At 56.2% G+C, this 23756-nt stretch carries 21 protein-coding genes; 8 read left to right on the top strand and 13 right to left on the bottom strand.

The annotated features are described in order from the left end of the window. Nucleotides 1-83 precede the first annotated feature (83 nt). Together CRO87_RS14745 and actP are read left to right on the top strand one after the other, a co-directional pair. Entirely contained in the window at nucleotides 84-395 is a 312-nt protein-coding gene (locus tag CRO87_RS14745) for a DUF485 domain-containing protein (RefSeq protein WP_097163698.1), read from the top strand. Continuing rightward, nucleotides 395-2044 carry a cation/acetate symporter ActP gene (gene actP, locus CRO87_RS14740; protein ID WP_097163697.1) on the top strand — a complete coding sequence of 550 codons (1650 nt, stop codon included), beginning with the start codon at nucleotides 395-397 and terminating at the stop codon, nucleotides 2042-2044. Before CRO87_RS14745 ends, actP begins: the two co-directional genes overlap by 1 nt. A gap of 116 nt (nucleotides 2045-2160) precedes the next feature. Here the strand turns inward: actP and CRO87_RS14735 are convergent, their stop codons facing one another. After that, nucleotides 2161-2850 (bottom strand): LrgB family protein, encoded by a 690-nt coding sequence (locus CRO87_RS14735; protein WP_097163696.1) that lies wholly within the window; start codon nucleotides 2848-2850, stop codon nucleotides 2161-2163. Next, entirely contained in the window at nucleotides 2843-3253 is a 411-nt protein-coding gene (locus CRO87_RS14730; protein ID WP_097163695.1) for a CidA/LrgA family protein, read from the bottom strand. Before CRO87_RS14730 ends, CRO87_RS14735 begins: the two co-directional genes overlap by 8 nt. Before the next feature lie 102 nt (nucleotides 3254-3355). On the opposite strand from CRO87_RS14730, the gene CRO87_RS14725 reads away from it, so the two are divergent. Beyond that, entirely contained in the window at nucleotides 3356-4243 is an 888-nt protein-coding gene (locus tag CRO87_RS14725) for a LysR family transcriptional regulator (RefSeq protein WP_097163694.1), read from the top strand. Between the two features lie 102 nt (nucleotides 4244-4345). On the opposite strand, the gene CRO87_RS14720 is transcribed toward CRO87_RS14725, so the two are convergent. Continuing rightward, the gene (locus tag CRO87_RS14720) at nucleotides 4346-5200 is read right to left on the bottom strand and encodes an SIS domain-containing protein (RefSeq protein WP_097163693.1); all 855 of its coding nucleotides are present in this window, start codon (nucleotides 5198-5200) and stop codon (nucleotides 4346-4348) included. Between the two features lie 205 nt (nucleotides 5201-5405). On the opposite strand from CRO87_RS14720, the gene murQ reads away from it, so the two are divergent. Beyond that, entirely contained in the window at nucleotides 5406-6317 is a 912-nt protein-coding gene (gene murQ, locus CRO87_RS14715; protein WP_097163692.1) for an N-acetylmuramic acid 6-phosphate etherase, read from the top strand. Nucleotides 6318-6319: 2 nt separating this feature from the next. Further along, nucleotides 6320-7768, top strand: a complete 1449-nt coding sequence (murP, locus tag CRO87_RS14710; protein WP_097163691.1) for a PTS N-acetylmuramic acid transporter subunit IIBC — start codon at nucleotides 6320-6322, stop codon at nucleotides 7766-7768. 56 nt (nucleotides 7769-7824) lie between these two features. On the opposite strand, the gene CRO87_RS14705 is transcribed toward murP, so the two are convergent. The 4 genes from CRO87_RS14705 to soxR form a co-directional block, all read right to left on the bottom strand. After that, nucleotides 7825-9471 (bottom strand): Na+/H+ antiporter, encoded by a 1647-nt coding sequence (locus CRO87_RS14705; protein WP_097163690.1) that lies wholly within the window; start codon nucleotides 9469-9471, stop codon nucleotides 7825-7827. A gap of 227 nt (nucleotides 9472-9698) precedes the next feature. Beyond that, nucleotides 9699-11045, bottom strand: coding sequence for a guanine/hypoxanthine transporter GhxP (ghxP, locus tag CRO87_RS14700; protein WP_097163689.1), 1347 nt, complete (start codon nucleotides 11043-11045; stop codon nucleotides 9699-9701). A gap of 392 nt (nucleotides 11046-11437) precedes the next feature. Then, nucleotides 11438-12106 (bottom strand): glutathione S-transferase family protein, encoded by a 669-nt coding sequence (locus CRO87_RS14690; RefSeq protein WP_097163688.1) that lies wholly within the window; start codon nucleotides 12104-12106, stop codon nucleotides 11438-11440. Nucleotides 12107-12373: 267 nt separating this feature from the next. Then, nucleotides 12374-12835: a redox-sensitive transcriptional activator SoxR gene (gene soxR / locus CRO87_RS14685; protein WP_097163687.1), complete on the bottom strand. Its 462-nt coding sequence runs from the start codon at nucleotides 12833-12835 to the stop codon at nucleotides 12374-12376. A gap of 86 nt (nucleotides 12836-12921) precedes the next feature. On the opposite strand from soxR, the gene soxS reads away from it, so the two are divergent. Next, nucleotides 12922-13251, top strand: a complete 330-nt coding sequence (gene soxS, locus CRO87_RS14680; RefSeq protein WP_097163686.1) for a superoxide response transcriptional regulator SoxS — start codon at nucleotides 12922-12924, stop codon at nucleotides 13249-13251. On the opposite strand, the gene CRO87_RS14675 is transcribed toward soxS, so the two are convergent. Together CRO87_RS14675 and CRO87_RS14670 are read right to left on the bottom strand one after the other, a co-directional pair. Then, a complete protein-coding gene (locus tag CRO87_RS14675; RefSeq protein ID WP_097163685.1) occupies nucleotides 13236-14834 on the bottom strand; it encodes an EAL domain-containing protein in 1599 nt (532 codons plus the stop codon). The genes soxS and CRO87_RS14675 overlap by 16 nt on opposite strands. 302 nt (nucleotides 14835-15136) lie before the next feature. Continuing rightward, a complete protein-coding gene (locus CRO87_RS14670) occupies nucleotides 15137-16531 on the bottom strand; it encodes a sensor domain-containing diguanylate cyclase (protein WP_097163684.1) in 1395 nt (464 codons plus the stop codon). Between the two features lie 544 nt (nucleotides 16532-17075). Between CRO87_RS14670 and CRO87_RS14665 the strand changes: the two genes are divergently transcribed. Beyond that, nucleotides 17076-17357: a YjcB family protein gene (locus CRO87_RS14665; RefSeq protein ID WP_097163683.1), complete on the top strand. Its 282-nt coding sequence runs from the start codon at nucleotides 17076-17078 to the stop codon at nucleotides 17355-17357. 95 nt (nucleotides 17358-17452) lie between these two features. Here the strand turns inward: CRO87_RS14665 and ssb1 are convergent, their stop codons facing one another. Next, on the bottom strand, nucleotides 17453-17983 hold the full coding sequence (ssb1, locus tag CRO87_RS14660) for a single-stranded DNA-binding protein SSB1 (protein WP_097163682.1): 531 nt from the start codon (nucleotides 17981-17983) through the stop codon (nucleotides 17453-17455). A 246-nt stretch (nucleotides 17984-18229) separates the two neighbouring features. Here ssb1 and uvrA point away from each other — a divergent pair, with 246 nt between their 5' ends. Further along, nucleotides 18230-21052 carry an excinuclease ABC subunit UvrA gene (uvrA, locus tag CRO87_RS14650; RefSeq protein WP_097163681.1) on the top strand — a complete coding sequence of 941 codons (2823 nt, stop codon included), beginning with the start codon at nucleotides 18230-18232 and terminating at the stop codon, nucleotides 21050-21052. On the opposite strand, the gene CRO87_RS14645 is transcribed toward uvrA, so the two are convergent. The 3 genes from CRO87_RS14645 to tyrB all read right to left on the bottom strand — a co-directional run bounded on the left by CRO87_RS14645 (nucleotide 21053) and on the right by tyrB (nucleotide 23636). Next, a complete protein-coding gene (locus tag CRO87_RS14645; protein ID WP_097163680.1) occupies nucleotides 21053-21406 on the bottom strand; it encodes an MmcQ/YjbR family DNA-binding protein in 354 nt (117 codons plus the stop codon). Between the two features lie 112 nt (nucleotides 21407-21518). After that, entirely contained in the window at nucleotides 21519-22235 is a 717-nt protein-coding gene (aphA, locus tag CRO87_RS14640) for an acid phosphatase AphA (protein ID WP_097163679.1), read from the bottom strand. Nucleotides 22236-22442: 207 nt separating this feature from the next. Continuing rightward, nucleotides 22443-23636 carry an aromatic amino acid transaminase gene (tyrB, locus tag CRO87_RS14635; RefSeq protein WP_097163678.1) on the bottom strand — a complete coding sequence of 398 codons (1194 nt, stop codon included), beginning with the start codon at nucleotides 23634-23636 and terminating at the stop codon, nucleotides 22443-22445. Between the last annotated feature and the right edge of the window lie 120 nt (nucleotides 23637-23756).

Below are 23756 nucleotides of genomic sequence, written 5' to 3'. Positions count from 1 at the left end.
CCCCTCTCCCTAACCCTCTCCCTCAGGGAGAGGGAATAAAACCAAAAACCTCTACCCTCGCTTTACCCTCTGGAGACTCTGTGATGAATCAAGATATCTGTCAGCAGATAGAAGACAGCGCGCATTTCAGGGAGTTAGTCGATAAACGGCAACGGTTTGCCACCATTCTGTCCATTATCATGCTTATCGTGTACGTCGGTTTTATTCTGCTAATCGCCTTCGCGCCCGGCTGGCTTGGTACGCCGCTGCATGCGGGCACCAGCGTCACCCGCGGCATTCCCATCGGAATTGGCGTGATCGTTATCTCTTTCCTGCTGACCGGCGTGTACGTCTGGCGGGCCAACGGGGAGTTCGACAAGCTGACCAAAGCGGTGATGCGTGAGGTGAAAGCATAATGAAAAAGCTACTGACGGCGCTGGCCGCCACTCTTCCGCTGGCGGCAAACGCTGCCGACGCTATCACCGGCGAGGTGCAGCGTCAGCCGACGAACTGGGAAGCAATCATCATGTTCCTGGTGTTCGTGCTGCTGACGCTCTACATCACTTATTGGGCCTCCAAGCGCGTGAAATCGCGTAACGATTACTACACCGCGGGCGGCAACATTACCGGTTTCCAGAACGGGCTGGCGATTGCCGGGGACTTTATGTCCGCCGCATCGTTCCTCGGGATTTCTGCACTGGTTTACACCTCTGGCTACGACGGGCTGATTTACTCCCTCGGCTTCCTCGTCGGCTGGCCAATTATTCTGTTCCTGATCGCCGAACGTCTGCGCAACCTCGGGCGCTACACCTTTGCCGACGTGGCGTCCTACCGCCTGAAGCAGGGGCCAATCCGCACCCTTTCCGCCTGCGGTTCGCTGGTGGTTGTGGCGCTGTACCTGATTGCGCAGATGGTGGGTGCGGGCAAGCTTATCGAGCTGCTGTTCGGCCTCAACTACCACGTTGCCGTGGTGCTGGTCGGCGTGCTGATGGTGATGTACGTGCTGTTCGGCGGCATGCTGGCCACCACCTGGGTGCAGATCATCAAAGCGGTGCTGCTGCTGTTCGGCGCAAGCTTTATGGCGTTTATGGTGATGAAGCATGTCGGCTTCAGCTTCAATAACCTGTTCACCGAGGCAATGGCGGTGCATCCGAAAGGGGCAGCGATCATGAGCCCTGGCGGCTTAGTGAAAGACCCGATTTCCGCGCTCTCACTGGGCCTCGGCCTGATGTTCGGCACCGCCGGGCTGCCGCACATTCTGATGCGCTTCTTCACCGTCAGCGACGCCCGTGAAGCGCGTAAGAGCGTCTTCTACGCCACAGGCTTTATGGGCTACTTCTACATCCTGACCTTTATCATCGGCTTCGGGGCGATCATGCTGGTCGGCGCGAATCCTGCGTTTAAAGACGCGGCGGGCCAGCTGATTGGTGGCAATAATATGGCAGCGGTGCATCTGGCGGACGCGGTGGGCGGCAGCCTCTTCCTCGGCTTCATTTCCGCCGTAGCCTTTGCCACCATTCTGGCGGTGGTTGCAGGTCTGACGCTGGCAGGCGCGTCGGCGGTGTCTCACGACCTCTATGCCAACGTGTTCCGCAAAGGTGCTTCAGAGCGTGACGAACTGCGGGTGTCGAAAATTACCGTGCTGATTCTGGGCGTGGTGGCAATCCTGCTGGGCATTTTGTTCGAGAAGCAGAACATCGCCTTCATGGTGGGCCTGGCGTTCTCCATCGCCGCGAGCTGTAACTTCCCTATCATTCTCCTGTCGATGTACTGGTCGAAGCTGACCACGCGCGGGGCGATGATTGGCGGCTGGCTTGGCCTGCTGACGGCCATCATTCTGATGATCCTCGGCCCGACCATTTGGGTGCAGATCCTCGGCCACGAAAAAGCCGTGTTCCCGTACGAATACCCGGCGCTGTTCTCCATCGCCGTGGCGTTTATCGGGATCTGGTTCTTCTCGGCAACGGACAATTCAGAAGCCGGACTGCGCGAACGCGAGCAGTTCCGCGCCCAGTTTATCCGTTCCCAGACCGGGCTTGGCATCGAGCAGGGCCGCGCGCACTAAAGAAATGCCCGGTGGCGCTGATTGCCAGGTGGCGGCTAACGCCTGACCTGGCCTACAAACCAGACCTGCAATCAGGTAGGCCGGGTTAGCGCAGCGCCACCCGGCAATGAGGGCTTTCAGAACATCACCCACGCCACCAGCGGCGCTGCCAGTACCGTGGCGACGCCAGAAAGCATCATCACCAGGCTTGCGACAACCCCTTCCTGCGGCCCTAACTCATAAGAACGTGCCGTCCCGGCACCGTGCGAGGCAGCACCAAACCCGGCCCCTTTTGCCATTCCTTCACGAATCGCCAGACGCATAAACAGCGCATCGCCCACTGCCATGCCGAACACGCCCGTGATCACCACAAACAGCGCCACCAGCTCCGGCTGACCGCCAATCGGTTTAGCTGCCGCAAGGGCGAAGGGTGTGGTGATAGAACGCACCGCGAGGCTGCGCTGAATTTCATCAGGGAGCGTGAACAGGCGCGCCAGCCAGACGGAACTGGTCACCGCAACGACCACAGCCGTCGTCACGCCTGCGGTGAGCGACATCCAGTGACGCTTGATCACCGCCAGGTTGTCGTACACCGGCACCGCAAAGGCGATGGTCGCCGGGCCGAGCAGCCACAGCAACCAGTGCGCTTCGCCCATGTAGTTCTGATAAGAGATATGGCCGAACACCAGCATCAGCACCAGCAGGATCGGCGTGAACACCAGCGGCATCAGCGGCAGTTTGCGAAAGCGTCGATACAGACGTTTATTGGCGTAATAAAGCCCGAGGGTGATCGCCAGGCAGAGCAGGCTCAGCGTTAAGCTACTCATGCTTCATCCTGCGTATTTCATAGCGATAGACTTTATCCACCACCCAGGCCGTCGCGCCCAGCACCAGCAGCGTGCTCAGCGCAATCACCAGAAAGATTTTCCAGCCGTCAACCATCAGCAACTGGGCGTAATTCACCACCGCCACCACGGCAGGCACGAAGAACAGCAGCATTTCCGCTAACAGCCAGCGGGAGCCCGCGCGCACCCAGTTAAGAGGCAAAACGCGGCAGACAATCAGCGCCAGCATCAGCACTAAACCCACCAGGTTGGCGGGCAGCGGCAGATGTCCCCACGCCACAAGATGCTCCGCCAACACAAACAATCCGGCATACAGAACCACCTGCACCGGAACCTGAAGATGATGCAGGACAGCAGGCGTTACGCGCCCTAAGGCCACAGCCATGAAAGGAATTCCTGAAAAAAGTGAAGGCGCTCAGTATAGTGAGCCGCCGACTGCGACTGAAATGAATTAAAATCATTGAAGGTATAGTTCCGAGGAATAATCATGGATATCAGAACGCTGCGCTATTTCGTGGAAGTGGTTCGCCAGCAGAGCTTCACCCGCGCGGCTGAGAAGCTGTTCGTCACCCAGCCCACCATCAGTAAGATGCTGAAAAATCTGGAAGATGAGCTCAACTGTACCCTGCTCATTCGCGATGGCCGCAAGCTACTGCTGACCGATACCGGGCGCGTGGTGTTCGAGCGAGGCGTGGCTATCCTGACTGAATTTCGTCAGCTGGAAGCCGAACTCAGCGACATCAATCACCTGCACAAAGGCCTTTTGCGTCTCGGAATACCTCCCATGGTTGGCATGCTGATGGCGGGACCTATTAGCCTGTTTCGTCAAAGCTACCCCGGCGTGGAGCTGAAAATTTCCGAGTTTGGCGGCCTGACCGTGCAGCAGGCGGTGGTCAACGGCGAGCTGGATGTGGCAATGACCGCTCTGCCCGTGGATGAAGAGAGCGGCCTCGCCACGCTGCCGCTGTTCAGCCATCCGCTCTGCGTGCTGGTGCCACGCTCCGGCGAGTGGCTGAATGTGGAAACCATCAGCCCCGAGCAGCTCGCCGCGCATCCGCTATTGATTTACAACGAAGATTTCGCCCTCAGCCGCCAGCTGATGCAGCTCTTTTCCGAACACGACGTCAAACCGCGGATTGCGGTGCGCAGCGGTCAGTGGGATTTCCTGGCGGCGATGGTGCAGGCGGGCGTGGGCGTGGCGATTTTGCCGGAGCCGATTTGCCAGCGGCTCGATAAAAACACCCTGCGCTGGATCCCACTCGACAGCCCGCTGCTCTGGCAGCTCGGGCTTATCTGGCGTGAAGGCACTTACCTCTCCCACAGCGCCCATGCGTGGCTTAAATGCTGCGAGGGATTCTGGCCGCCGAAGGCCTGATTTAAGATAGCTGGCGCGTGGTGTTTCCACCGTCAGCAGCTTTGGGTTTCTGGCCTCCGATGTTTTCCCCTCTTCGCCATTCCCCTGTTCTGCCTGCAACGTTTAAAGCTTATCCACCAGTATCCGGCTCTCGGAAACCAGTTGACGACGTCCGGCATCCCCCTGCTGAAGCAAGCAGACGAAAAGCAGGTCGATCAACGTATGCTGCGCCGTGCGCACGGAAATTGACGAACTGTGGGTTTTGCTGCCGTCGGCAAGGGTGTCGAGAGTGAGATCCGCCACCTGACGCAGCGGCGAGTGCTGGAGCGACGTCAACGCAACCACTTTTGCCCCGCGCGCTTTCGCGGCTTCCGCCGCAACCTGCACCTCACGGCGGTTACCGGAGAACGAAATGGCAATCTGCAAATCGGCCGCCGTGAGCGACTGCGCCACGGTGATCTGCACATGGCTGTCCATCTCATGCATCACCGGATAGCCGATTTTCATCAGCTTATAGGCGAGGTCTTTGGCGATAAGCGAGGAGCCCCCGATGGCCGTGATTTGCACGCGTCCGGCAACGCGGATCAAATCCACAACCTGAGTCAGCGTAGTAAAATCAAGCGCGCTCGTGGTGTCACGCAGCGCCTGCTGTTTCTCCAGCAGCAGCTTTTCCGCAATCTGTGGGAAGGTATCTTCGCTGCTGATTTCATTGTGGATCCAGGCGACATCGTTTTTACGCTCGGTGCTCTGCTGACCCCACTCTTCCACCAGCGCCATTTTGAAATTGGTGTAGCCCTTGAAGCCGAGCTTCTGGGCGAATTTAATGATGCTCGACTGGCTGATGCCGAGCACCTGCGCCAGCTCCGGCGAAGAGAACTGCTTCACGCGGCCGGGGTTATCAAGAATGAAATCCGCAATCTTGCGCTCGCCGGGGGTAAACAGCGCTTTGTTATGCAGGATGGTGTTGATGTGTTTCATAAAACGCTCGGTTTTGCAGGCTCAGCCGGGAGTAAAATGATAAGTCATCCCCGGGCGTATTACACCTCTTCATCCTGTTTCAGGCTGTAACACCATCAGGGTGACAAAGATCACAGAACCGCCTTTGGGATAAAATATTACTTCTATCATTTTTTTAAGGAATATATTATTCCATCCATTAAGCACGTTATTCATCGAGGTCGTTATGAAAATTGATTTATCCGCCCTGACCACCGAAAGCCGCAACCAGGCGAGCGAAAACATCGATAACCTCTCCACCCTGGAGATGCTGAAAGTCATCAACGCGGAAGACCAGAAGGTCGCGCTGGCGGTGGAAGCACAGCTGCCCGCTATCGCGCAGGCCGTCGATGCGATAACCAAAGCATTTGCCTGCGGCGGCCGCCTGATTTACTGCGGCGCGGGCACCTCGGGCCGTCTGGGTATTCTGGATGCCAGCGAATGCCCGCCAACCTACGGCACGCCTCGCGAAATGGTAGTCGGCCTGATTGCTGGCGGTCACACCGCGATTCTTCAGGCGGTTGAAAACGCCGAAGATAACGTCCAGCTCGGCGAGCAGGATCTGCGTGACCTGGCGCTGAACGAGCGCGACGTGGTCGTCGGCATCGCCGCCAGCGGCCGTACTCCGTACGTTATTGGCGCGCTGAACTATGCCCGCAGCGTGGGCGCAACCACAGGCGCAATCGCCTGCAACCGCGGCAGCGAAATTGGCAAACTGGCCGACATCGCCATGGAGCCGCTGGTCGGCGCAGAAGTGGTGACCGGTTCTTCCCGCATGAAAGCAGGCACCGCGCAAAAACTTATCCTGAATATGCTGACCACCGGCGCGATGATCCGCTCCGGCAAAGTGTTCGGCAACCTGATGGTCGACGTGGAAGCCACCAACGCCAAGCTGCTCCAGCGCCAGGTGAATATCGTGGTACAGGCGACCGAGTGCGATCCCGCCACCGCAGAAGCTGCGCTGAGTGCCTGCAACCGCCACTGTAAGACCGCTATCGTGATGATTCTGGCCGGCCTTAACGCAGCAGAAGCCAGCGAAATACTCACCAAAAACAACGGCTTTATTCGCAGCGCCATTCAGGGCATCGGGGGCAACTAATCATGGCGAAAATCACAGCCCCAATGGTTGAGCAACTGCTCCGGCTGGCAGGCGGCAAGGCCAACATCAGCGTCTGCGGTAACTGCATGACGCGCCTGCGCCTGACGCTTGTCGACCGCGATATTATCGATATCGATCAGCTGAAAGCCGTGCCTGGCGTGATGGGCGTTATCAACGGCGACGACCAGCTGCAAATCATCCTCGGCCCTGGCAAAGCACAGACCGCCAGCGAAATGATGAATGAGATGATCAAAGCCGATGGTGAGGATATCGCCCCGGCGGCAGGTGCCGATCTGAAATCACAGGCCAGCGAAAACAAGGCGAAGATGAAAGGCAAGCAGAACAGCGCGGTGCACAACTTCCTCACCAAATTCGCGACCATCTTCACCCCGCTGATCCCCGGTTTTATCGCCGCGGGCCTGCTGCTGGGTATCGCCACGCTGCTGCAGCAGATCTTTGTGGTTGACGGTGCAACCCCGGCCGCCTGGCTGGTGCATCTGATTGCCTATATGAAGGTGTTCAGCATTGGCCTGTTTACCTTCCTCAGCATTCTGATTGGCTTCAACACCCAAAAAGCCTTCGGCGGTTCGGGCGTGAACGGCGCGATCATCGCCTCGCTATTTATTCTGCGCTACGTGCCGGAAGGCAAAGTGGGCTACTACGCCGGGATGCAGGACTTCTTCGGCCTGGCGATTGACCCGCGTGGCAACATCATCGGCGTGCTGCTGGCCTGTATTCTAGGGGCATGGATTGAGCGCCAGGTGCGCCGTTTTATCCACGACTCGCTGGATATGATCCTGACCTCCGCCATCACGCTGCTGATCACCGGGGCCATTACCTTCACCGTCATCATGCCGATTGGCGGCGAGCTGTTCAAAGGGATGTCCTGGCTGTTCCTGCACCTCAACGGCAACCCGTTTGGCACCGCGGTGCTGGCTGGCCTGTTCCTGATTGCGGTGGTGTTCGGTATTCACCAGGGCTTCGTGCCGGTGTACTTCGCGCTGATGGACGCCCAGGGCTTCAACTCCCTGTTCCCGATTCTGGCGATGGCCGGTGCCGGACAGGTAGGCGCATCGCTTGCCCTGTACTTCCGCGCCAAACACGGCTCCGTGCTGCGCACGCAGATTAAAGGCGCCATCTTCCCGGGCCTGCTCGGCATCGGCGAACCGCTGATTTACGGCGTCACCCTGCCGCGCCTGAAACCGTTCGTGACAGCCTGTATCGGTGGCGCGGTCGGTGGATTCTTTATCGGTCTGGTGTCCTGGATGGGCTTGCCTATTGGCCTGAACACCGTGTTCGGCCCGTCTGGCCTGGTGTCGATTCCGCTGATGACCTCATCACAAGGCATCTTTGCCGGGATGGCGGTTTACGTGGCGGGCATCCTGATTTCTTATGCTGCTGGTTTTGTGCTGACCTGGTTCTTTGGCAGTAAAGACGTCGACCTGCAATAGCGGTTGATTGTTCCCCCCTTTGAGCCGCCCTGGAGGCGGCTCTTTTTTTGGGGAAATTACTGATCTTCTATCAGCAGCGCTTCCAGCAAATCGAGGTCGTGCAGCAACTTTTGCAGCGTTTCGTTGCTGATTTGGCGGGTGGCGCGCAGATGGTACAGCTCACCACGCTCGGAGCGCAGCGCCGCAAGGCGGAAACGGCGTTCGAGGCTCTCTTCCAGCATGGAGGTTTCCACATCGTTACGCCCGTCGGCACGGCGGCGCAGGTTACCGATTACGCGGGAACTGACCTCCGTCAGCAGCTGGTTATCGATGTTCTCTTTGGTGTCCTGCGCCAGACGCTCTTCCATCTTCTGGATGGCGACAATCGCCACGTCCGCCGTTGCGGCACGCGCCAGACGCTCCTCTTTGTGCTGCTGCGAGTGGTCAGCCACTTCAATATGACGCAGCAAAATCGGCATCAGTATTACCGCCACAAACAGCGAGAACAGGATCACACCCGCCGCCAGGAACACCAGTTCGTAGCGGGCCGGGAAGACGTTGCCATCGGAAAGCAGCAGCGGAATCGACAGCACACCGGCCAGGGTAATTGCCCCACGCACACCCGCAAACGTGGCAATCAGCAGTTCACGCGTGGTCCAGCTGCCAAACTCCATCGGTTTCTTTTTCAGGAAGCGCTGGCTGAAGCGCTGCATGGTCCACAGCCAGCCAAAGCGCACCAGCATCAGCGCCGCATAAATCAGGATGATGTCGGCAAACAGCATCCAGGTTTCCACGTTCGGATCGGCTTCGGCCGCCACCAGCGAGGACTCAAGAATGCCCGGCAGCTGCAAGCCGAGCAGCAGGAACACCATGCCGTTGAACACAAACTCCAGCATCGCCCAGGTGCTGTTCGCACGCAGGCGCATTGCCAGCGGCGCGGTACGCATCACGCCTGAACGGGTAATGGTCATCCCGGCGGCGACAGCGGCGAGAATGCCCGACACGCCGATGTGTTCGGCAATCAGGTATGAAGCGAACGGCAGCAGGAACAGCAGCACAATCTGCGTGGCCGGTTCGTCACCGCCCCAGCGGCTGAGGAATCGCAGGGAACGCCCATAGAGCCAGCTGACGATAAAGCCTGCCAGAATGCCGCCAGTCGCGACTTTGAAAAATTCGAGCGTGGCCCCACCAACGGTAAAGATCATCGTCCCCATCACCACGGCGACGGCAAACTTCAGCGACACCAGGCCGGAGGCGTCGTTCATCAGCGCCTCGCCCTGCAAAATGCCCATAATTTTTTTCGGGATGCGCCCTTCGCCTACGATGCCGGAGAGCGCCACCGCATCGGTCGGCGACAGCACCGCCGCCAGCGCAAACGCCGGGATCAGCGGAATGCCTGGCACCACCCAGTAAATCAGAAAACCAATCCCGACCACCGTCACCAGGACTAACGCCAGCGCCAGGCCAAAAATCTCTCGTCCGTGCTCGATAAACTCGCGGGTCGGCGTCTTCCAGCCGTCGGCAAACAGCAGCGGTGGAATGAAGAGGACGAGGAACAACTCCGGGTCAAACTCAACGTGCAGGCCAAAGGTCGGCCACGCCAGCGCCGCCCCGATGAAGATTTGCATCAACGGCAGCGGAACCTGAAAGGGCAAGACGCGGGTAACGACCCCGGAGAGAGAGACCACGAGGGTCATGATCAGTATTGTGAAGAAAATTTCCATGCTATCCCTGTATGCGTTGTCTTAACTCTTATGCTGTGTCTGATAATACGCCTTTCAGCTTATCGCAAAGCACAACAGGATGTTCCCTAAAATAGCAAAGGTTAAACAATTCATTGAGTTGAATGACTTATCGTGCGCTCTCAGTCGCAGCGCTTCTGCCCTGAACGCATCTGAAAAAACAAAAACGGGCGGCCGAAGCCACCCGTTTTTATGCACAGCCGGAGGGCTTAAATCGCCCAGCCGCCTGCATAGAAGGCTACCAGTGCCAGGGCAATCACCACGGTGCCGATGTTCAGCTTGCGCCACTCACCGGAGACCACGCGGCCAATCACCAGGGTCGCGAAACCGATCATGATGCCGGTAACGATGTTACAGGTCAGGACGATAAATACCGCCGTGATCAGGCCAGACATCGCGTCAACGAAGTCAGCGAAGTCGATTTTCGCCACGTTGCTCAGCATCAGCAGACCCACGTACATCAGCGCCGGAGCGGTGGCGTAGGCAGGCACCAGGTAGGAGAGCGGGGAGAGGAACAGGATCAGCAGGAACAGTACGCCGACGGTGATCGCCGTCAGGCCGGTTTTGCCGCCTGCCGCCGTACCCGCTGCGGATTCGATGTACACCGCCGCCGGGGCCGCGCCCACCAGGCCAGAGAACACGCTGCTCAGGGAGTCGGTGGTCAGCGCTTTACCGCCGTTGATGATCTGCCCGTCTTTATCCAGCAGGTTCGCCTGACCGGCTACCGCACGGATGGTGCCCGTGGCGTCAAACACCGCGGTCATCACCAGCGCCAGCACGCTTGGCAGAACAACCGGGTTCAACGCACCCATGATATCCAGGCTGCCAATCAGCGAGTTGCCGTGCTCATCGCTGAGAGAAGGCATAGCGAAGATGCCGGAGAAATGCACGCTCGGATCAAAAATCAGGCCGACGACGGAGACGCCGATAATGGTCAGCAGAATGCCGCCCGGCACTTTCATTTTTTCCAGACCGATGATCACCGCCAGGCCAATCAGCGACATGATCACCGGGAAGCTTGCGAAGTGGCCGAGAGCCACCGGCAGGCCGTCCAGCGGGTTTTTAACAACCAGGCCCACGCCGTTCGCCGCAATCAGCAGCAGGAACAGGCCGATACCGATGCCGGTCCCGTGCGCAACGCCCTGCGGCAGGTTGCGCAGGATCCAGCTACGGATGCCGGTGGCGGAAATCACCGTAAACAGCACACCCATCAGGAACACGGCGCCCAGGGCAACAGGAATACTGATGTGCTGACCAAGTACCAGGCTGAATGCGGTAAACGCGGTCAGCGAGATGGCGCAGCCAATGGCCAGCGGTAAGTTGGCCCACAGACCCATCACCAGTGAACCCACACCCGCGACCAGGCAGGTTGCCACGAAGACGGCGGCTGGCGGGAAGCCCGCTTTGCCGAGCATGCCCGGCACGACGATAACGGAGTAGACCATCGCCAGGAAGGTGGTTAAACCGGCAACAATCTCCTGACGTACGGTACTGCCACGAGCTGAAATTTTGAACCAGGCGTCCAGACCGCCGGTACGCGCTGAAGGCGTAGACATAGAAAACATCCCCTGAGAGTTTTTATCATTCGTCCGTCTGCGTGAGGGACAATCCACTGCCAGCTAAGCGTCATCTCCCTGTGCTACATCGCGGCTAAGGGGAGCCACAAAAAAGCAAACGATTAACTCCGCGCAGACAAAAACGGTATTCAATGTGACCTGCCCTGCGGTTTATCCATAAGAAAACCAGGGCGGGCAAAAAAGGCAAACGATTATCTGGCTTTTGCGCTGCCCTTTTCAACTGATGTTTGCGTCATTTCGCTAAATTTCGCTTATGACGGCGAAGAAATCGCCAACGTATGCGCAAACGATATCGTCCCTGCGCAATCTGGCAACAATTTTATGGCAGATTATTTTCATTTCGCCCGGTCATCGCTTTTTATGATGATGAATCACCCTCCGGGAAAGTCGAGCGGGCCACCCTGCTGAATGGCCCGCTGCCAGGCCGGACGCATTTCGACGCGTTTTTTCCACGCCGTCAGATGCGGTAAATCACCCTGACCGCCTCTCGCCAGCAGTGCCATCGCCGGATAGCTCATCTGGATGTCGGCCATGCTCAGTTGCTCCCCGGCAAACCAGGTGTTTTGCGCCAGATGCTCTTCAATAAAGGCCGCGTGGGTTGCCAACTGCTTGTTGAGGTACGCCTTCTGTACGCCCTGCCCGAGAATTTTTCCCACCGTTCGCAGCCCGATGGGCACCGGTGGCTTGCCGAGGCTGCCGAACACCAGCTTCATCAGCAGCATCGGCATCAGTGAACCTTCGGCATAGTGGAGCCAGAAGCGATATTGAATGTTGTCCTGCGGGCTCTGCGGCTTCAGGCGCTGTTCCGGGTCGCGCGTTTCCTGAATATATTCCAGAATCGCCCCGGACTCGGCGAGGATCGTACCCTCGTCTTCCAGCACCGGTGACTTGCCCAGAGGGTGCACCTTTTTCAGCGCTTCAGGTGCCAGCATCGTTGGCTCACGCTGATAGCGCACAATCTGGTAGGGCAGCTCCAGCTCTTCTAAAGCCCAGAGCACGCGTTGGGAACGCGAAAGATTCAGATGATGCACGGTCAGCATGGAGATCTCCTGTGAGTTGTTCAAAATAACTATAGGAACTGTGGTGCAAGGCGGGAAAAATTTCGGCGAAAAAATCACCCTTTCAGGTGGCAAAAAAAGGGGTTCGGCATAGACTTAAAGTGTCAGTACAAACCGGAACCTCCAACCACTTTTGATCGACTGAGGCGTACTGATGTCGGGGGAAACCCTCCCGTGTACCAGCGGGATAGAGAGAAAGACAAAGACCGGAAAACAACTAAAGCGCCCAATTGTGGCGCTTTAGTTTTTTCAGTCGTTCTCATCCGGGAAATGCGCCCCTGGCCCTTTCTCACTCAGCATATCGCCGGGGTTGCGCAGCGGACAATCACGATGAGACAGGCAGCCACAGCCGATGCAGCCATCCAGTTGGTCGCGCAGCGCGGTCAGCGTATGGATACGCTCGTCCAGTTCTTCACGCCATTTTGACGACAGCTGTTTCCAGGCTTTGGGGCTGAGATTATGCCCTTCTGGCAATACCCCCAGCGCATCGCTGATGGTGGAAAGCGGAATGCCGATACGCTGGGCAATCTTAATGATCGCCACATAACGCAGCACATCACGCCGGTAACGGCGCTGATTGCCGCCGTTGCGCGTGCTTTCAATGAGTCCTTTGCTTTCATAGAAATGCAGCGCCGAGACGGCCACGCCGCTGCGTTTTGCCACTTCGCCCGGCGTCAGCAGCGATTTTATGCGGGGGGATTTCTTTTCCATAAAGCGCTTTACCTCAAGTTAACTTGAGGAATTATACTCGCCCGCAGACCAAACGACGAATCGAAAATGTGAGAGAGAGGCCGCTTATGTCCCATCACGACATCATTGAAACCCTGACTGAATGGATTGATGATCATATTGATCAGCCGCTTAACATCGACGTGGTGGCAAAAAAATCAGGCTATTCGAAGTGGTATCTGCAGCGGATGTTTCGCACGGTGATGCACCAGACGCTGGGGGATTACATTCGTCAGCGCCGGTTACTGATGGCCGCAGAAGCGCTGCGCACCACCAAGCGGCCGATTTTTGATATTGCGATGGATTTAGGTTACGTGTCGCAGCAGACCTTTTCGCGGGTCTTCCGCCGGGAGTTCGACCGCACGCCGAGCGACTATCGCCATCAGATTTCGGCGTGAGCCACCTGCGGCTTCGCCCCCTGCGCTGAGCCCTGTTGCCACTGAACAAACTCCTGCGGCGGCATGGCTTTCGCAAAGTGCCAGCCCTGACAGTACTGCACCCCACGCTTGAGCAGCCAGTTAACCTGCTCGGCGGTTTCCACCCCTTCCGCGATCGTTTTCAGCCGCAGGCTTTGCGCCATATCGATGATATGCTCGGCAATCAGGTGGCTGGTGCTGTTGGTGGTGAGCGTGTCGACAAAGGATTTATCAATTTTCAGAATGTCGACATTCAGGGAATAGAGATTGTGAAGGTTGGAGTAGCCGGTGCCAAAATCATCGATCGCCACCTCGTAACCCGCCTGGCGGAATGCCTGAATCACCGGCGTGGTTTTCGCCACATCAATAAATCCTCGCTCCGTCACTTCGATTTTGATCTGCTGGGCGCGCACTCTGTGCTCCTGAGCTTTATCAGAGATCATCGCGATCAGGCGTGAAGAGTGAAAGTCTGAGGCCGACAGATTAATGGAGACATACAGCTTCGGGTTGTTCTGCAGAAAATCACCTAAATCGGCAAACACGGCCTCCACCACGTAATCCGTCACCTGTTCAATTAAGCCTTCTTTCTCCGCCAGCGGAATAAATTCGGCCGGGCTCATCACCGGGCCATCAAACCCGGGCCAGCGAAGCAATGCTTCCGCCCCCACGCATTCATTATGTTTGATATCAATAATGGGCTGATAGTGCAGCCTCAGCTGCTGCCTGTTCAGCGCACGCTGTAAAAGCCGCTTCGGTGAATTAAAGCGTCGACGTGAACGGCTCCAGACCAGCAGCAACAAAATGCTGCAAATTAACCCAAGCGGCAGCGTCAGCGTCGTCTGATGACGCAGGTTCTGGTAATAGCGTGAATCTGAAGATGAAACAATAACGGCAACAGGGCGGCGCTCAGAACGTGCAATGGTGTAAAACCGGCCATCACTCTGGAAGGCATAATCCACATCACGTATAAGCGGCTTTAACGTCTGTGGATTAGTGTTTTCACTAACAGAGAAAAAGGCATTGGTTTTAGTGTCATACACGCCAAACGCCAGGCTGCTATCGTCGGTAACGATTTCTCCCCACGAGAGAGGATTAATCACCGCCACATAATTCCTACGCTGCATGTAGGTCATTTGGTAGCCGGGATAAAAAGGCGTGTCGCGGTAATAATAAATGGCAACCGCAGGGCCTCGCCGGTAATTCGGTGCAGGCATTGACCAGCGCTGAGCGGGACGCACAGAGGTCGAACAGATAAACTGGTTATTCTCAGCGTAAATTAAATCTTCAACATATAGCCGCCCGCGAACAATATTTAACATCTGCTTTTGATGTTCTGGCGAGCAAATAGCACCGGTGTAACGCTCAGCGGCATCCCGGGCAAGATCGGCCTGATGTATCACCGATTCCGTTTTATTCAGTGCAATACGGGCATAGGTTCGAAGCTGGTTATGGGTTTCAGACTCGGCACGGAGCTGCGAAAACCAAAGCGCAAGCATCACCGGCAAGAGCACGACGATGATCACCCCCAAGCCCCTCAGCACGTTGCTTCGCGCACTCTGATTCATATTCAGCCTGATATCCCTGCATTTTATGTGCCTGACATTCAGGCTGGACGCTTTCTGACAGGTGATTACGTTGCATGAATCATTCAACATTAGCAACCGTCTTTTACCTTCAAAAATCGAATATTTAGTTATGACGATAATATTTTCCCGTAAGGCAAACTAAAAGTCGTGCCGACGTTTTTATTAAGTCCACTATTTATTAAACGTTTGGTGATATTGCTGTGTAAAACACAGGCAAAATGAAAATCAGTGAAGCCCGATAAAATTAGCAGGCGGAGAGGCAATACCGCCCACATTCCGCATTAAGCTGTTGGCAAGGCAATCACCGTTTTACCACGACCGGTACGTTTGGCATCATAAAGTGCATTATCCACGAGGGTTAATAAAACCGCCCGCTCATGGTTATTTCGCGCCACCACAATGGCACCGGCGCTAAAAGAGAGCGTGACTGCCGCTTCCCCAATCATGAAGGGTTCTGCACAAAGTTGCGCACGAAGCTTGTCGGTGAACGCAAGCGCTTCGCCGCTATCAGCAATGGGAAGTAACAGAAGAAACTCTTCTCCCCCCAGTCGCCCCAGTCTGGGTGCCCCTTCGCACTGTTGGCGAATGTTCTGACAGAAATAGACCAGTACGTCATCGCCAACGAGATGGCCCCAGCGGTCATTGATCTGCTTGAAGTGATCCAGGTCGATCATCAGCATCACAAAATGCGAGTCATGCTGTTCAGAGTGGCAGTTATCCAGGCAGTGCTGAAGGTGATCGAGGATAGCCAGCCGGTTGTAGCAGCGGGTTAGCGCATCGGTGGTCGCCTGCAACGCCAGCAGATTTTCCGCCCGTTTGCGTTCGGTAATATCCACCCCAATATTCATGATTTCGCCATCCGGTAACAGGATATTAGACCACAGCGTCGCCAGCACCGTGCCGTCGCGGCGATGGGGATACCATTCATGCATTTCGAGGGTGGGGGTGACATTAACAGACTCGCGCACGCGCCGACGCACATCGGGGTCGGGATAAAACAGCGCCAGCGGATCGGGCTGACGATTTAATTCTTCCAGCGTCCAGCCAAATACCCGTTCACATTCACCGTTCCATAATGTACAGCGGTTATGTTTATCAAACGAATTCATTAATACCGGTGCTCTGTCGAAAAGCATTCGGTATTGATTAATGATGTTTTTTAATTCTACGGCGGTGCGTTCCCGGGAAATAATCTCCGTCATGGAATCATGGAGTTTTTCGGCAATTATCTGCGCCACGCTGCGCAGCACAGCCGGTGCCAATAATGGTTGATCGAATGCGAGAAAAAGGAAAGCGCGCGCATCGTCCTGCATCGGGAATATTCGGCAAAGTACACCACACTTTAATTCCTCAGCCAGCGGATGACCTTCGGAATAGAGCAGTTTGCCCACGTCCCGGTGCCAGCACTTTACCCGCCACGGCGTCTGATGCAGACGCAAAGCGGCCAGAAGCCCCTCAGCCCTGCCGCTCTCCAGCCGATCGCCCAAAACTTCTAAATGGCGCAGTTCGTCCGTCTCCAGCATGATCCAGGAGAGGCGCGCGCCAAAGACGTCATGAATCAGCTGCAGGACATCAGCCAGCGTCCGGTGTGCAGACAACCCGGGCATAAGCTTCGCCAGGCGATGCAGGCAAAGCTCAGCATCGTTGATTGCTGTGTGTAGTTTCTCTTTTCTCATTTTTCGATCACAGGTTCGTTAATGAATGACAAAACCCGCAATGAATAAATCAGACACTGATTTGCATGATTAAGCAGAGGTTAATCATAAGCTGTAAGCTAAAACTAACAAAAATGAGTGTATTGTCTAAAAAGAAGTACAAAATATTAAAATAGCCAATAAAATCAATAACTGATTAATTGATCGCAAGTAAAATATATTGTCCAGAAAGCATAAGCCAACTATTTCACAATGTAAATATTGTACAAATACTTAACTTTCGTCACACTTTGCTATCTTACTGAATTGTCAAACAACCCCTCTCTGCATCCGTGAAGAATATATTCTTCAGATGAATGTTATCCACACTGACCCGGCCTTCAACTGATGGATTTTTTTACCATACCAGTGGCGAATAAAAAGACAAACGTGATATAGTTCACATTATCTTGTGAAACACAAAACGGTGTTTCATTGCATTGGTCGATGCCTGCCGATAGCCAGAGTGTGTTGCAACTGAGCCACGCCGCGCTATTCCTGGCTCCGTTCTCTGAGGGTTCATTTAATGGTTTCTGTCACTACCGGCATGGTTCTCCTGCGCTGGCCGCTCGTGAGCGCCGTGCTGATGTTTCTTGCCAGCACGCTGAAAATTCAGTTCCGTAAATCTGATTATGCCGGTCTGGCGGTGATCTCCAGCCTGCTTGGCGTCGCTGCCGCCTGCTGGTTTGCTACTGGCCTGTTAGGCATCACCCTCGTCGATATGGCGCTGGTCTGGAACAACATCAAAGATGTCATGATTGAAGTGATGAGTCAGACCCCGCCGGAGTGGCCGGTGATGGTGAGTTGAGTCTCACACAACATCTGAATACCCAATAAAAAAGCGCTTCCCGAAGGTAAGCGCTTTTTTTATGCGACATTTCTGTCAGACAAGGTTCGCCGTTATCAGAACGGGATGTCGTCGTCGAAGTCCATCGGCGGTTCGTTAGACGGAGCCGGTGCAGAAGAAGGCTGCTGCGGGCGAGACTGCGCGCCGCCGCTGAACTGGTTGCCGCCGCCCTGAGGCTGCTGTGGCTGGCCCCAGCCACCCTGCTGCTGACCACCACCTGCCGGTGCACCGCCGCCCTGACGGCCGCCGAGCATCTGCATGGTGCCGCCAACGTTCACCACAACTTCGGTGGTGTATTTTTCAGCGCCGGACTGATCGGTCCATTTACGGGTACGCAGCTGGCCTTCAATATAAACCTGAGAACCTTTACGCAGATATTCACCGGCCACTTCGGCCAGTTTGCCGAACAGCACTACGCGGTGCCATTCTGTCTGCTCTTTCATTTCGCCGGTCGCTTTATCACGCCAGGATTCGGAAGTCGCCAGCGTAATGTTGGCCACTGCACCACCACTCGGCATGTAGCGTACTTCCGGGTCCTGGCCCAGATTACCGACGAGAATCACCTTGTTTACGCCTCTGCTGGCCATGATCGTGTCTCCTGAAAATGATACTGAATAGTTTAAGCGGGGGATTCTAACATTACAAAGCGGCCCTTTGATAGTTTGCGAGCCTGATTCCAGGAAACTGATGCGGACAACTTTCGTTGCAGCGAAACGTGGAAGCACGATTCCAGTACTGTATATTCATTCAGGTTAAACTGTGTCATAATTAGCCGTTTCTGCCGTTTGTCTCTCTGACAAACCTGCATGCCGAGTCTCTACCGGGAAAGGTGAATGGATAAGATCGAAGTTCGGGGCGCCCGCACCCATAATCTCAAAAACATCAACCTCGTCATCCCTCGCGACAAACTGATCGTCGTGACCGGGCTTTCGGGGTCAGGTAAATCTTCGCTGGCGTTTGATACGCTGTATGCCGAAGGGCAGCGGCGCTATGTTGAATCACTCTCTGCCTATGCGCGTCAGTTCCTGTCGCTGATGGAAAAGCCCGACGTTGACCATATTGAAGGTCTGTCGCCTGCCATCTCTATTGAACAGAAATCCACGTCGCACAACCCACGTTCCACCGTGGGGACCATCACGGAAATTCACGACTACCTGCGTCTGCTGTATGCCCGCGTGGGCGAGCCGCGCTGTCCGGATCACGACGTTCCGCTGGCCGCGCAAACCGTCAGCCAGATGGTGGATAACGTGCTGTCTCAGCCGGAAGGCAAACGCCTGATGCTGCTGGCACCGGTCATCAAAGAGCGTAAAGGCGAGCACACCAAAACGCTGGAAAACCTGGCAAGCCAGGGTTACATCCGCGCCCGTATCGACGGTGAAGTCTGCGACCTTTCCGATCCGCCGAAGCTCGAACTGCAAAAAAAGCACACCATCGAAGTGGTGATTGACCGCTTTAAGGTGCGCGAAGACCTGGCACAGCGCCTGGCGGAGTCCTTTGAAACTGCGCTGGAGCTTTCCGGTGGCACCGCCATCGTCGCCGATATGGACGATGAGAAAGCAGAAGAGCTGCTGTTCTCCGCCAACTTTGCCTGCCCGATTTGCGGCTACAGCATGCGCGAACTGGAACCGCGTCTGTTCTCGTTCAACAACCCGGCGGGCGCCTGCCCGACCTGCGACGGCCTCGGCGTGCAGCAATATTTCGACCCGGACCGCATCATCCAGAATCCGGAACTCTCGCTCGCGGGCGGCGCCATTCGCGGCTGGGATCGTCGTAACTTCTACTACTTCCAGATGCTGCGCTCGCTGGCGGAGCATTATGAATTCGACGTCGAAGCCCCGTGGGGCAGCCTGAACGCCCACGTGCAAAAAGTGGTGCTGTACGGTTCAGGAAAAGAGTCGATTGAATTCAAATACATGAACGATCGTGGCGACACCTCCGTGCGCCGTCATCCGTTCGAAGGCGTGCTGCACAATATGGAGCGCCGCTACAAAGAAACTGAATCTAACGCCGTGCGTGAAGAGCTGGCGAAGTTCATCAGCAATCGCCCGTGCACCAGCTGTGACGGCACCCGTCTGAACCGCGAAGCGCGCCACGTGTTTGTGGAAAACACGGCGCTGCCAACCATTTCCGACATGAGCATCGGCCACGCGATGGACTTCTTCAATAACATGAAGCTTTCCGGTCAGCGCGCAAAAATCGCCGAAAAAGTACTGAAAGAGATTGGCGATCGCCTGAAGTTCCTTGTCAACGTCGGCCTGAACTACCTGACGCTTTCCCGCTCGGCGGAAACGCTCTCCGGCGGCGAAGCCCAGCGTATCCGTCTGGCAAGCCAGATTGGCGCGGGGCTGGTTGGCGTGATGTACGTGCTGGATGAGCCCTCCATCGGCCTGCACCAGCGCGATAACGAACGCCTGCTCGGGACGCTGATTCACCTGCGTAATCTCGGCAACACGGTGATCGTGGTTGAGCATGATGAAGACGCTATTCGCGCGGCAGACCACGTCATTGATATCGGCCCTGGCGCTGGCGTACACGGCGGTGAAGTGGTCGCCGAAGGCCCCCTTGAAGCGATTATGGCCGTGCCGGAATCGCTGACCGGGCAGTTCATGAGCGGCAAGCGCAAAATCGAAGTACCGAAAGAGCGTGTGCCTGCCAATCCGGAAAAAGTCCTGAAGCTCACTGGCGCGCGTGGCAACAACCTGAAAGACGTGACGCTGACGGTGCCGGTTGGCCTGTTCACCTGTGTGACCGGGGTGTCTGGTTCAGGAAAATCGACGCTGATTAACGACACGCTGTTCCCGATTGCGCAGACGGCGCTCAACGGTGCAACGCTTGCAGAACCTGCGCCATACCGTGAAATCAGCGGCCTGGAGCATTTCGATAAAGTCATCGACATCGACCAGAGCCCGATTGGCCGCACACCGCGTTCAAACCCGGCAACCTATACAGGCGTATTCACGCCCGTACGTGAGCTGTTCGCTGGCGTGCCTGAATCGCGTTCACGCGGCTACACGCCTGGCCGTTTCAGCTTTAACGTGCGCGGCGGGCGCTGTGAAGCCTGTCAGGGCGACGGCGTGATCAAGGTGGAGATGCACTTCCTGCCGGACATCTACGTGCCGTGCGACCAGTGCAAGGGCAAGCGCTATAACCGCGAAACGCTGGAGATTAAGTACAAGGGCAAAACCATCCACGAAGTGCTGGACATGACCATTGAAGAAGCCCGGGAGTTCTTTGATGCCGTGCCTGCGCTGGCGCGCAAGCTGCAAACCTTGATGGACGTTGGCCTGACGTATATTCGCCTGGGGCAGTCTGCCACCACGCTCTCTGGCGGTGAAGCGCAGCGCGTGAAGCTGGCGCGCGAGCTGTCAAAACGCGGCACGGGCCAGACGCTGTATATCCTCGATGAGCCGACCACCGGTCTGCACTTTGCCGATATTCAGCAGCTACTGGAAGTACTGCATCAGCTGCGCGATCAGGGCAATACCATCGTGGTTATCGAACACAACCTGGACGTGATTAAAACCGCGGACTGGATTGTCGATCTCGGCCCGGAAGGCGGCAGCGGCGGCGGGGAAATTCTCGTCTCCGGTACGCCGGAAACGGTCGCGGAGTGCGAAGCCTCCCACACGGCGCGCTTCCTGAAACCTCTGCTGTAATTACTCTGAAAGCTGCTGTCGGACAGTTTCCGGCAGCAGCCCCATCGCCTGCTGATAAGACGCATCCACCAGAAAATAGATTTGTGAATCCGGCAGTGAGCCGTCGAGATAGACCGTGCTCCAGTGCGCTTTGTTGAGATGCTGGCTCGGTCGCACATCGTTGTGCTTCTCACGCAGTAAGTCTGCCAACTCCGGGCTGGTTTTCAGCGAGGTGGCCGGACGCCCCTCCACTTCTTTCACCATCGCAAACAGCACGTCAGACACCTTGATCTGCGTGGCCTTCCAGTCGCTGTGCACGCTCTGCTCAGCACCCGGCTTGTTCATGCAATATTGCAGCAACTCCGAAATGGTCATGGCATTCCCCTGAAGAGACGTGAATCTGTACTTAGTGTGCAACAAGCGGGGGAAAGGGGAAAGGGATCTGGTTAAAAAAACGGCAACCCCTGTGGATTGCCGCTATTCGTGCTCAGTATTCAGAATTAACGATAACCTCTTCACCGTACGCCCCTGCGTTTGGCAAAGGTTTGTAGGTGGAGTTAGAAGCCCGCAATACGCGGATGCCGCGCGCACCAACATCATGGGCCGCGGTGATGTCGTTATCAGAGTCTCCGTAGAAGACCTTGATGCCTTTCTCCTGCAACCACTGCGTTTTGGTGTTCTGCCCGGGCTTGTCGCCTGCGAAAATTACCGGGTTCATATTGGCGGCCGGGATCAGGAAATCATCCTGCAACGTTTTACTGACGGTTTCCGTTTTGGTCTGGCTGCGGCCAGTCACGAAATAGATGCTGTCGCCGCGCTTAACGTGCATGGCAATCAGTGAACGGGCCACTTCTTTCGGGATACTGAATTCATCCCAGCCGTTGTTCATCTTTTCCCAGAATTCCGGGTTTTTCAGATAATCTTCGCTCTCTGGCGAAAACGTTTTTTTACCGCGCCAGAAGCCTGGGCTTGAGAACAGCACGGTGTCATCGATATCGAAGCCAACGGCCATCGGCGCGCGGCCCAACAGACTGTTTTCAATCTGCGCCACGGATACCCAATGGATCGGTGCCTGTTCGGCGAGTTTCGCCACATTTGTGCCGACATAAAGCGGAGATGGCGACGATGCATGAGCATCCGCTATGGTGCTGTTTAGGGTAAACAACAAACAGATAGCGCTGAACGCTAAAGTAACCTTGCGCATAATTATCCCTGAATCATCCGATTGTTATTATTGAAAGCCTGTGGCTCGTCAAAAAAGCTTTTTGACCTTAACCGTGATGGGGGATGAAAGGAAGGAATATCTCGCCTGGATGTCATAGAAAAAGGTGATGATCACACTCAGAGTCTTATCACCCGCCAGGCATAACTTTGACGCCCCTTAAAACGGAGCGCCAAAGTCAGTGAGCACTTACATCACAGCAGAGAAAGCCTGTGCCACGCGCTGGACGTTACGGGTGTTCAGGCCCGCCACGCACATACGCCCGCTGGCAATCAGATAGACGCCAAACTCTTCGCGCAGGCGCTCCACTTGAGCGGCGCTCAGGCCGGTGTAGCTGAACATGCCACGCTGCTTCAGCAGGTAATCGAAGTTACCTTCTGGCATCGCCTGTTTCAGCACGTTTACCAGCTCCTGACGCATGGCCAGAATACGGGTGCGCATGGCTTCCACCTCCGCCAGCCACGAGGCTTTCAGCTCCGCGCTGTTCAGCACCGCCGACACCACCTGCGCCCCGAAATTCGGCGGGCTGGAGTAGTTACGGCGAACGGTTGCCTTCAGCTGCCCAAGTACACGACCAGCCGTTTCGCTGTCTTCACACACCACGGACAGGCCGCCGACGCGCTCGCCATACAGTGAGAAGATTTTGGAGAAGGAGTTGCTGACGAGCACCGGCAGGCCAGCGCTGGCAATGGTGCGAATCGCGTAGGCGTCCTCTTCCATTCCTGCGCCAAAGCCCTGGTAGGCGATGTCGAGGAAGGGGATCAGGTTGCGCGCTTTCAACACTTCCGTTACCGCATCCCACTGGGCGTTGGTCAGGTCTGCGCCCGTCGGGTTGTGGCAGCAAGGGTGCAGCAGGACGATGTCTTTTTCAGGTAACGAATTCAGTTTTTCCAGCAGCGCCTCAAAACGCACGCCGTTGGTTTCTGCATCAAACCACGGGTAAGTGCTTACTTCGAAGCCAGCCCCTTCAAATATGGCGATGTGGTTTTCCCAGGTCGGGTCGCTGACCCATACTTTCGAGCCCGCGAAGTAGTTTTTGAGGAAATCTGCCCCGACTTTAAGCGCTCCGGAGCCACCCAGCGTCTGAATGGTTGCCACGCGTTGCTGCTGCAGCACCGGATGATCGGCCCCAAACAGCAGCGGAGCGATGCCATTACGGTAAGTGTTTAACCCTTCCATCGGCAGATAAACGGAAGCCCCGTGCGGTTTGGCATTAAGCTGTGCCTCCGCGGCGGCAACCGCCTGTAATTGCGGGATAATGCCGTCTTCGTTGTAGTACAGGCCGATGCTGAGGTTCACTTTGTCGCTACGGGGATCTTCTTTGAATTTTTCCATCAGCGAGAGGATGGGATCGCCTGCGTAGGCGTCAACGTTCTGAAACACGCGATGATTCTCCAGGGTTATACAGGGCAGGAAACATCACAATAAACCGGAAAGCGGGGAAGATCGAGGGGATGTTGGGGTGAAAGCCGCAGATACCCTCTCCCAAAGGGAGAGGGTGAA

This window comes from Enterobacter sp. CC120223-11 (genome assembly GCF_900215375.1).
Classification (GTDB): Bacteria; Pseudomonadota; Gammaproteobacteria; order Enterobacterales; family Enterobacteriaceae; genus Scandinavium.
The sequence above is the reverse complement of the archived record's forward strand: the minus strand, read 5'-3'. Positions and strand labels throughout refer to the sequence as shown.

What these genes read in the sequence shown, in the direction of transcription:
- CRO87_RS14670 (WP_097163684.1), bottom strand. Translation starts at nt 16,531, where the DNA reads ATGAGAAAAGAGAAACTACACACAGCAATCAACGATGCTGAGCTTTGC.
- CRO87_RS14675 (WP_097163685.1), bottom strand. Translation starts at nt 14,834, where the DNA reads ATGAATCAGAGTGCGCGAAGCAACGTGCTGAGGGGCTTGGGGGTGATC.
- aphA (WP_097163679.1), bottom strand. Translation starts at nt 22,235, where the DNA reads ATGCGCAAGGTTACTTTAGCGTTCAGCGCTATCTGTTTGTTGTTTACC.
- uvrA (WP_097163681.1), top strand. Translation starts at nt 18,230, where the DNA reads ATGGATAAGATCGAAGTTCGGGGCGCCCGCACCCATAATCTCAAAAAC.
- CRO87_RS14725 (WP_097163694.1), top strand. Translation starts at nt 3,356, where the DNA reads ATGGATATCAGAACGCTGCGCTATTTCGTGGAAGTGGTTCGCCAGCAG.
- murQ (WP_097163692.1), top strand. Translation starts at nt 5,406, where the DNA reads ATGAAAATTGATTTATCCGCCCTGACCACCGAAAGCCGCAACCAGGCG.
- soxR (WP_097163687.1), bottom strand. Translation starts at nt 12,835, where the DNA reads ATGGAAAAGAAATCCCCCCGCATAAAATCGCTGCTGACGCCGGGCGAA.
- CRO87_RS14735 (WP_097163696.1), bottom strand. Translation starts at nt 2,850, where the DNA reads ATGAGTAGCTTAACGCTGAGCCTGCTCTGCCTGGCGATCACCCTCGGG.
- ssb1 (WP_097163682.1), bottom strand. Translation starts at nt 17,983, where the DNA reads ATGGCCAGCAGAGGCGTAAACAAGGTGATTCTCGTCGGTAATCTGGGC.
- CRO87_RS14720 (WP_097163693.1), bottom strand. Translation starts at nt 5,200, where the DNA reads ATGAAACACATCAACACCATCCTGCATAACAAAGCGCTGTTTACCCCC.
- murP (WP_097163691.1), top strand. Translation starts at nt 6,320, where the DNA reads ATGGCGAAAATCACAGCCCCAATGGTTGAGCAACTGCTCCGGCTGGCA.
- CRO87_RS14705 (WP_097163690.1), bottom strand. Translation starts at nt 9,471, where the DNA reads ATGGAAATTTTCTTCACAATACTGATCATGACCCTCGTGGTCTCTCTC.
- CRO87_RS14745 (WP_097163698.1), top strand. Translation starts at nt 84, where the DNA reads ATGAATCAAGATATCTGTCAGCAGATAGAAGACAGCGCGCATTTCAGG.
- CRO87_RS14730 (WP_097163695.1), bottom strand. Translation starts at nt 3,253, where the DNA reads ATGGCTGTGGCCTTAGGGCGCGTAACGCCTGCTGTCCTGCATCATCTT.
- ghxP (WP_097163689.1), bottom strand. Translation starts at nt 11,045, where the DNA reads ATGTCTACGCCTTCAGCGCGTACCGGCGGTCTGGACGCCTGGTTCAAA.
- actP (WP_097163697.1), top strand. Translation starts at nt 395, where the DNA reads ATGAAAAAGCTACTGACGGCGCTGGCCGCCACTCTTCCGCTGGCGGCA.
- soxS (WP_097163686.1), top strand. Translation starts at nt 12,922, where the DNA reads ATGTCCCATCACGACATCATTGAAACCCTGACTGAATGGATTGATGAT.
- CRO87_RS14665 (WP_097163683.1), top strand. Translation starts at nt 17,076, where the DNA reads ATGGTTTCTGTCACTACCGGCATGGTTCTCCTGCGCTGGCCGCTCGTG.
- CRO87_RS14645 (WP_097163680.1), bottom strand. Translation starts at nt 21,406, where the DNA reads ATGACCATTTCGGAGTTGCTGCAATATTGCATGAACAAGCCGGGTGCT.
- CRO87_RS14690 (WP_097163688.1), bottom strand. Translation starts at nt 12,106, where the DNA reads ATGCTGACCGTGCATCATCTGAATCTTTCGCGTTCCCAACGCGTGCTC.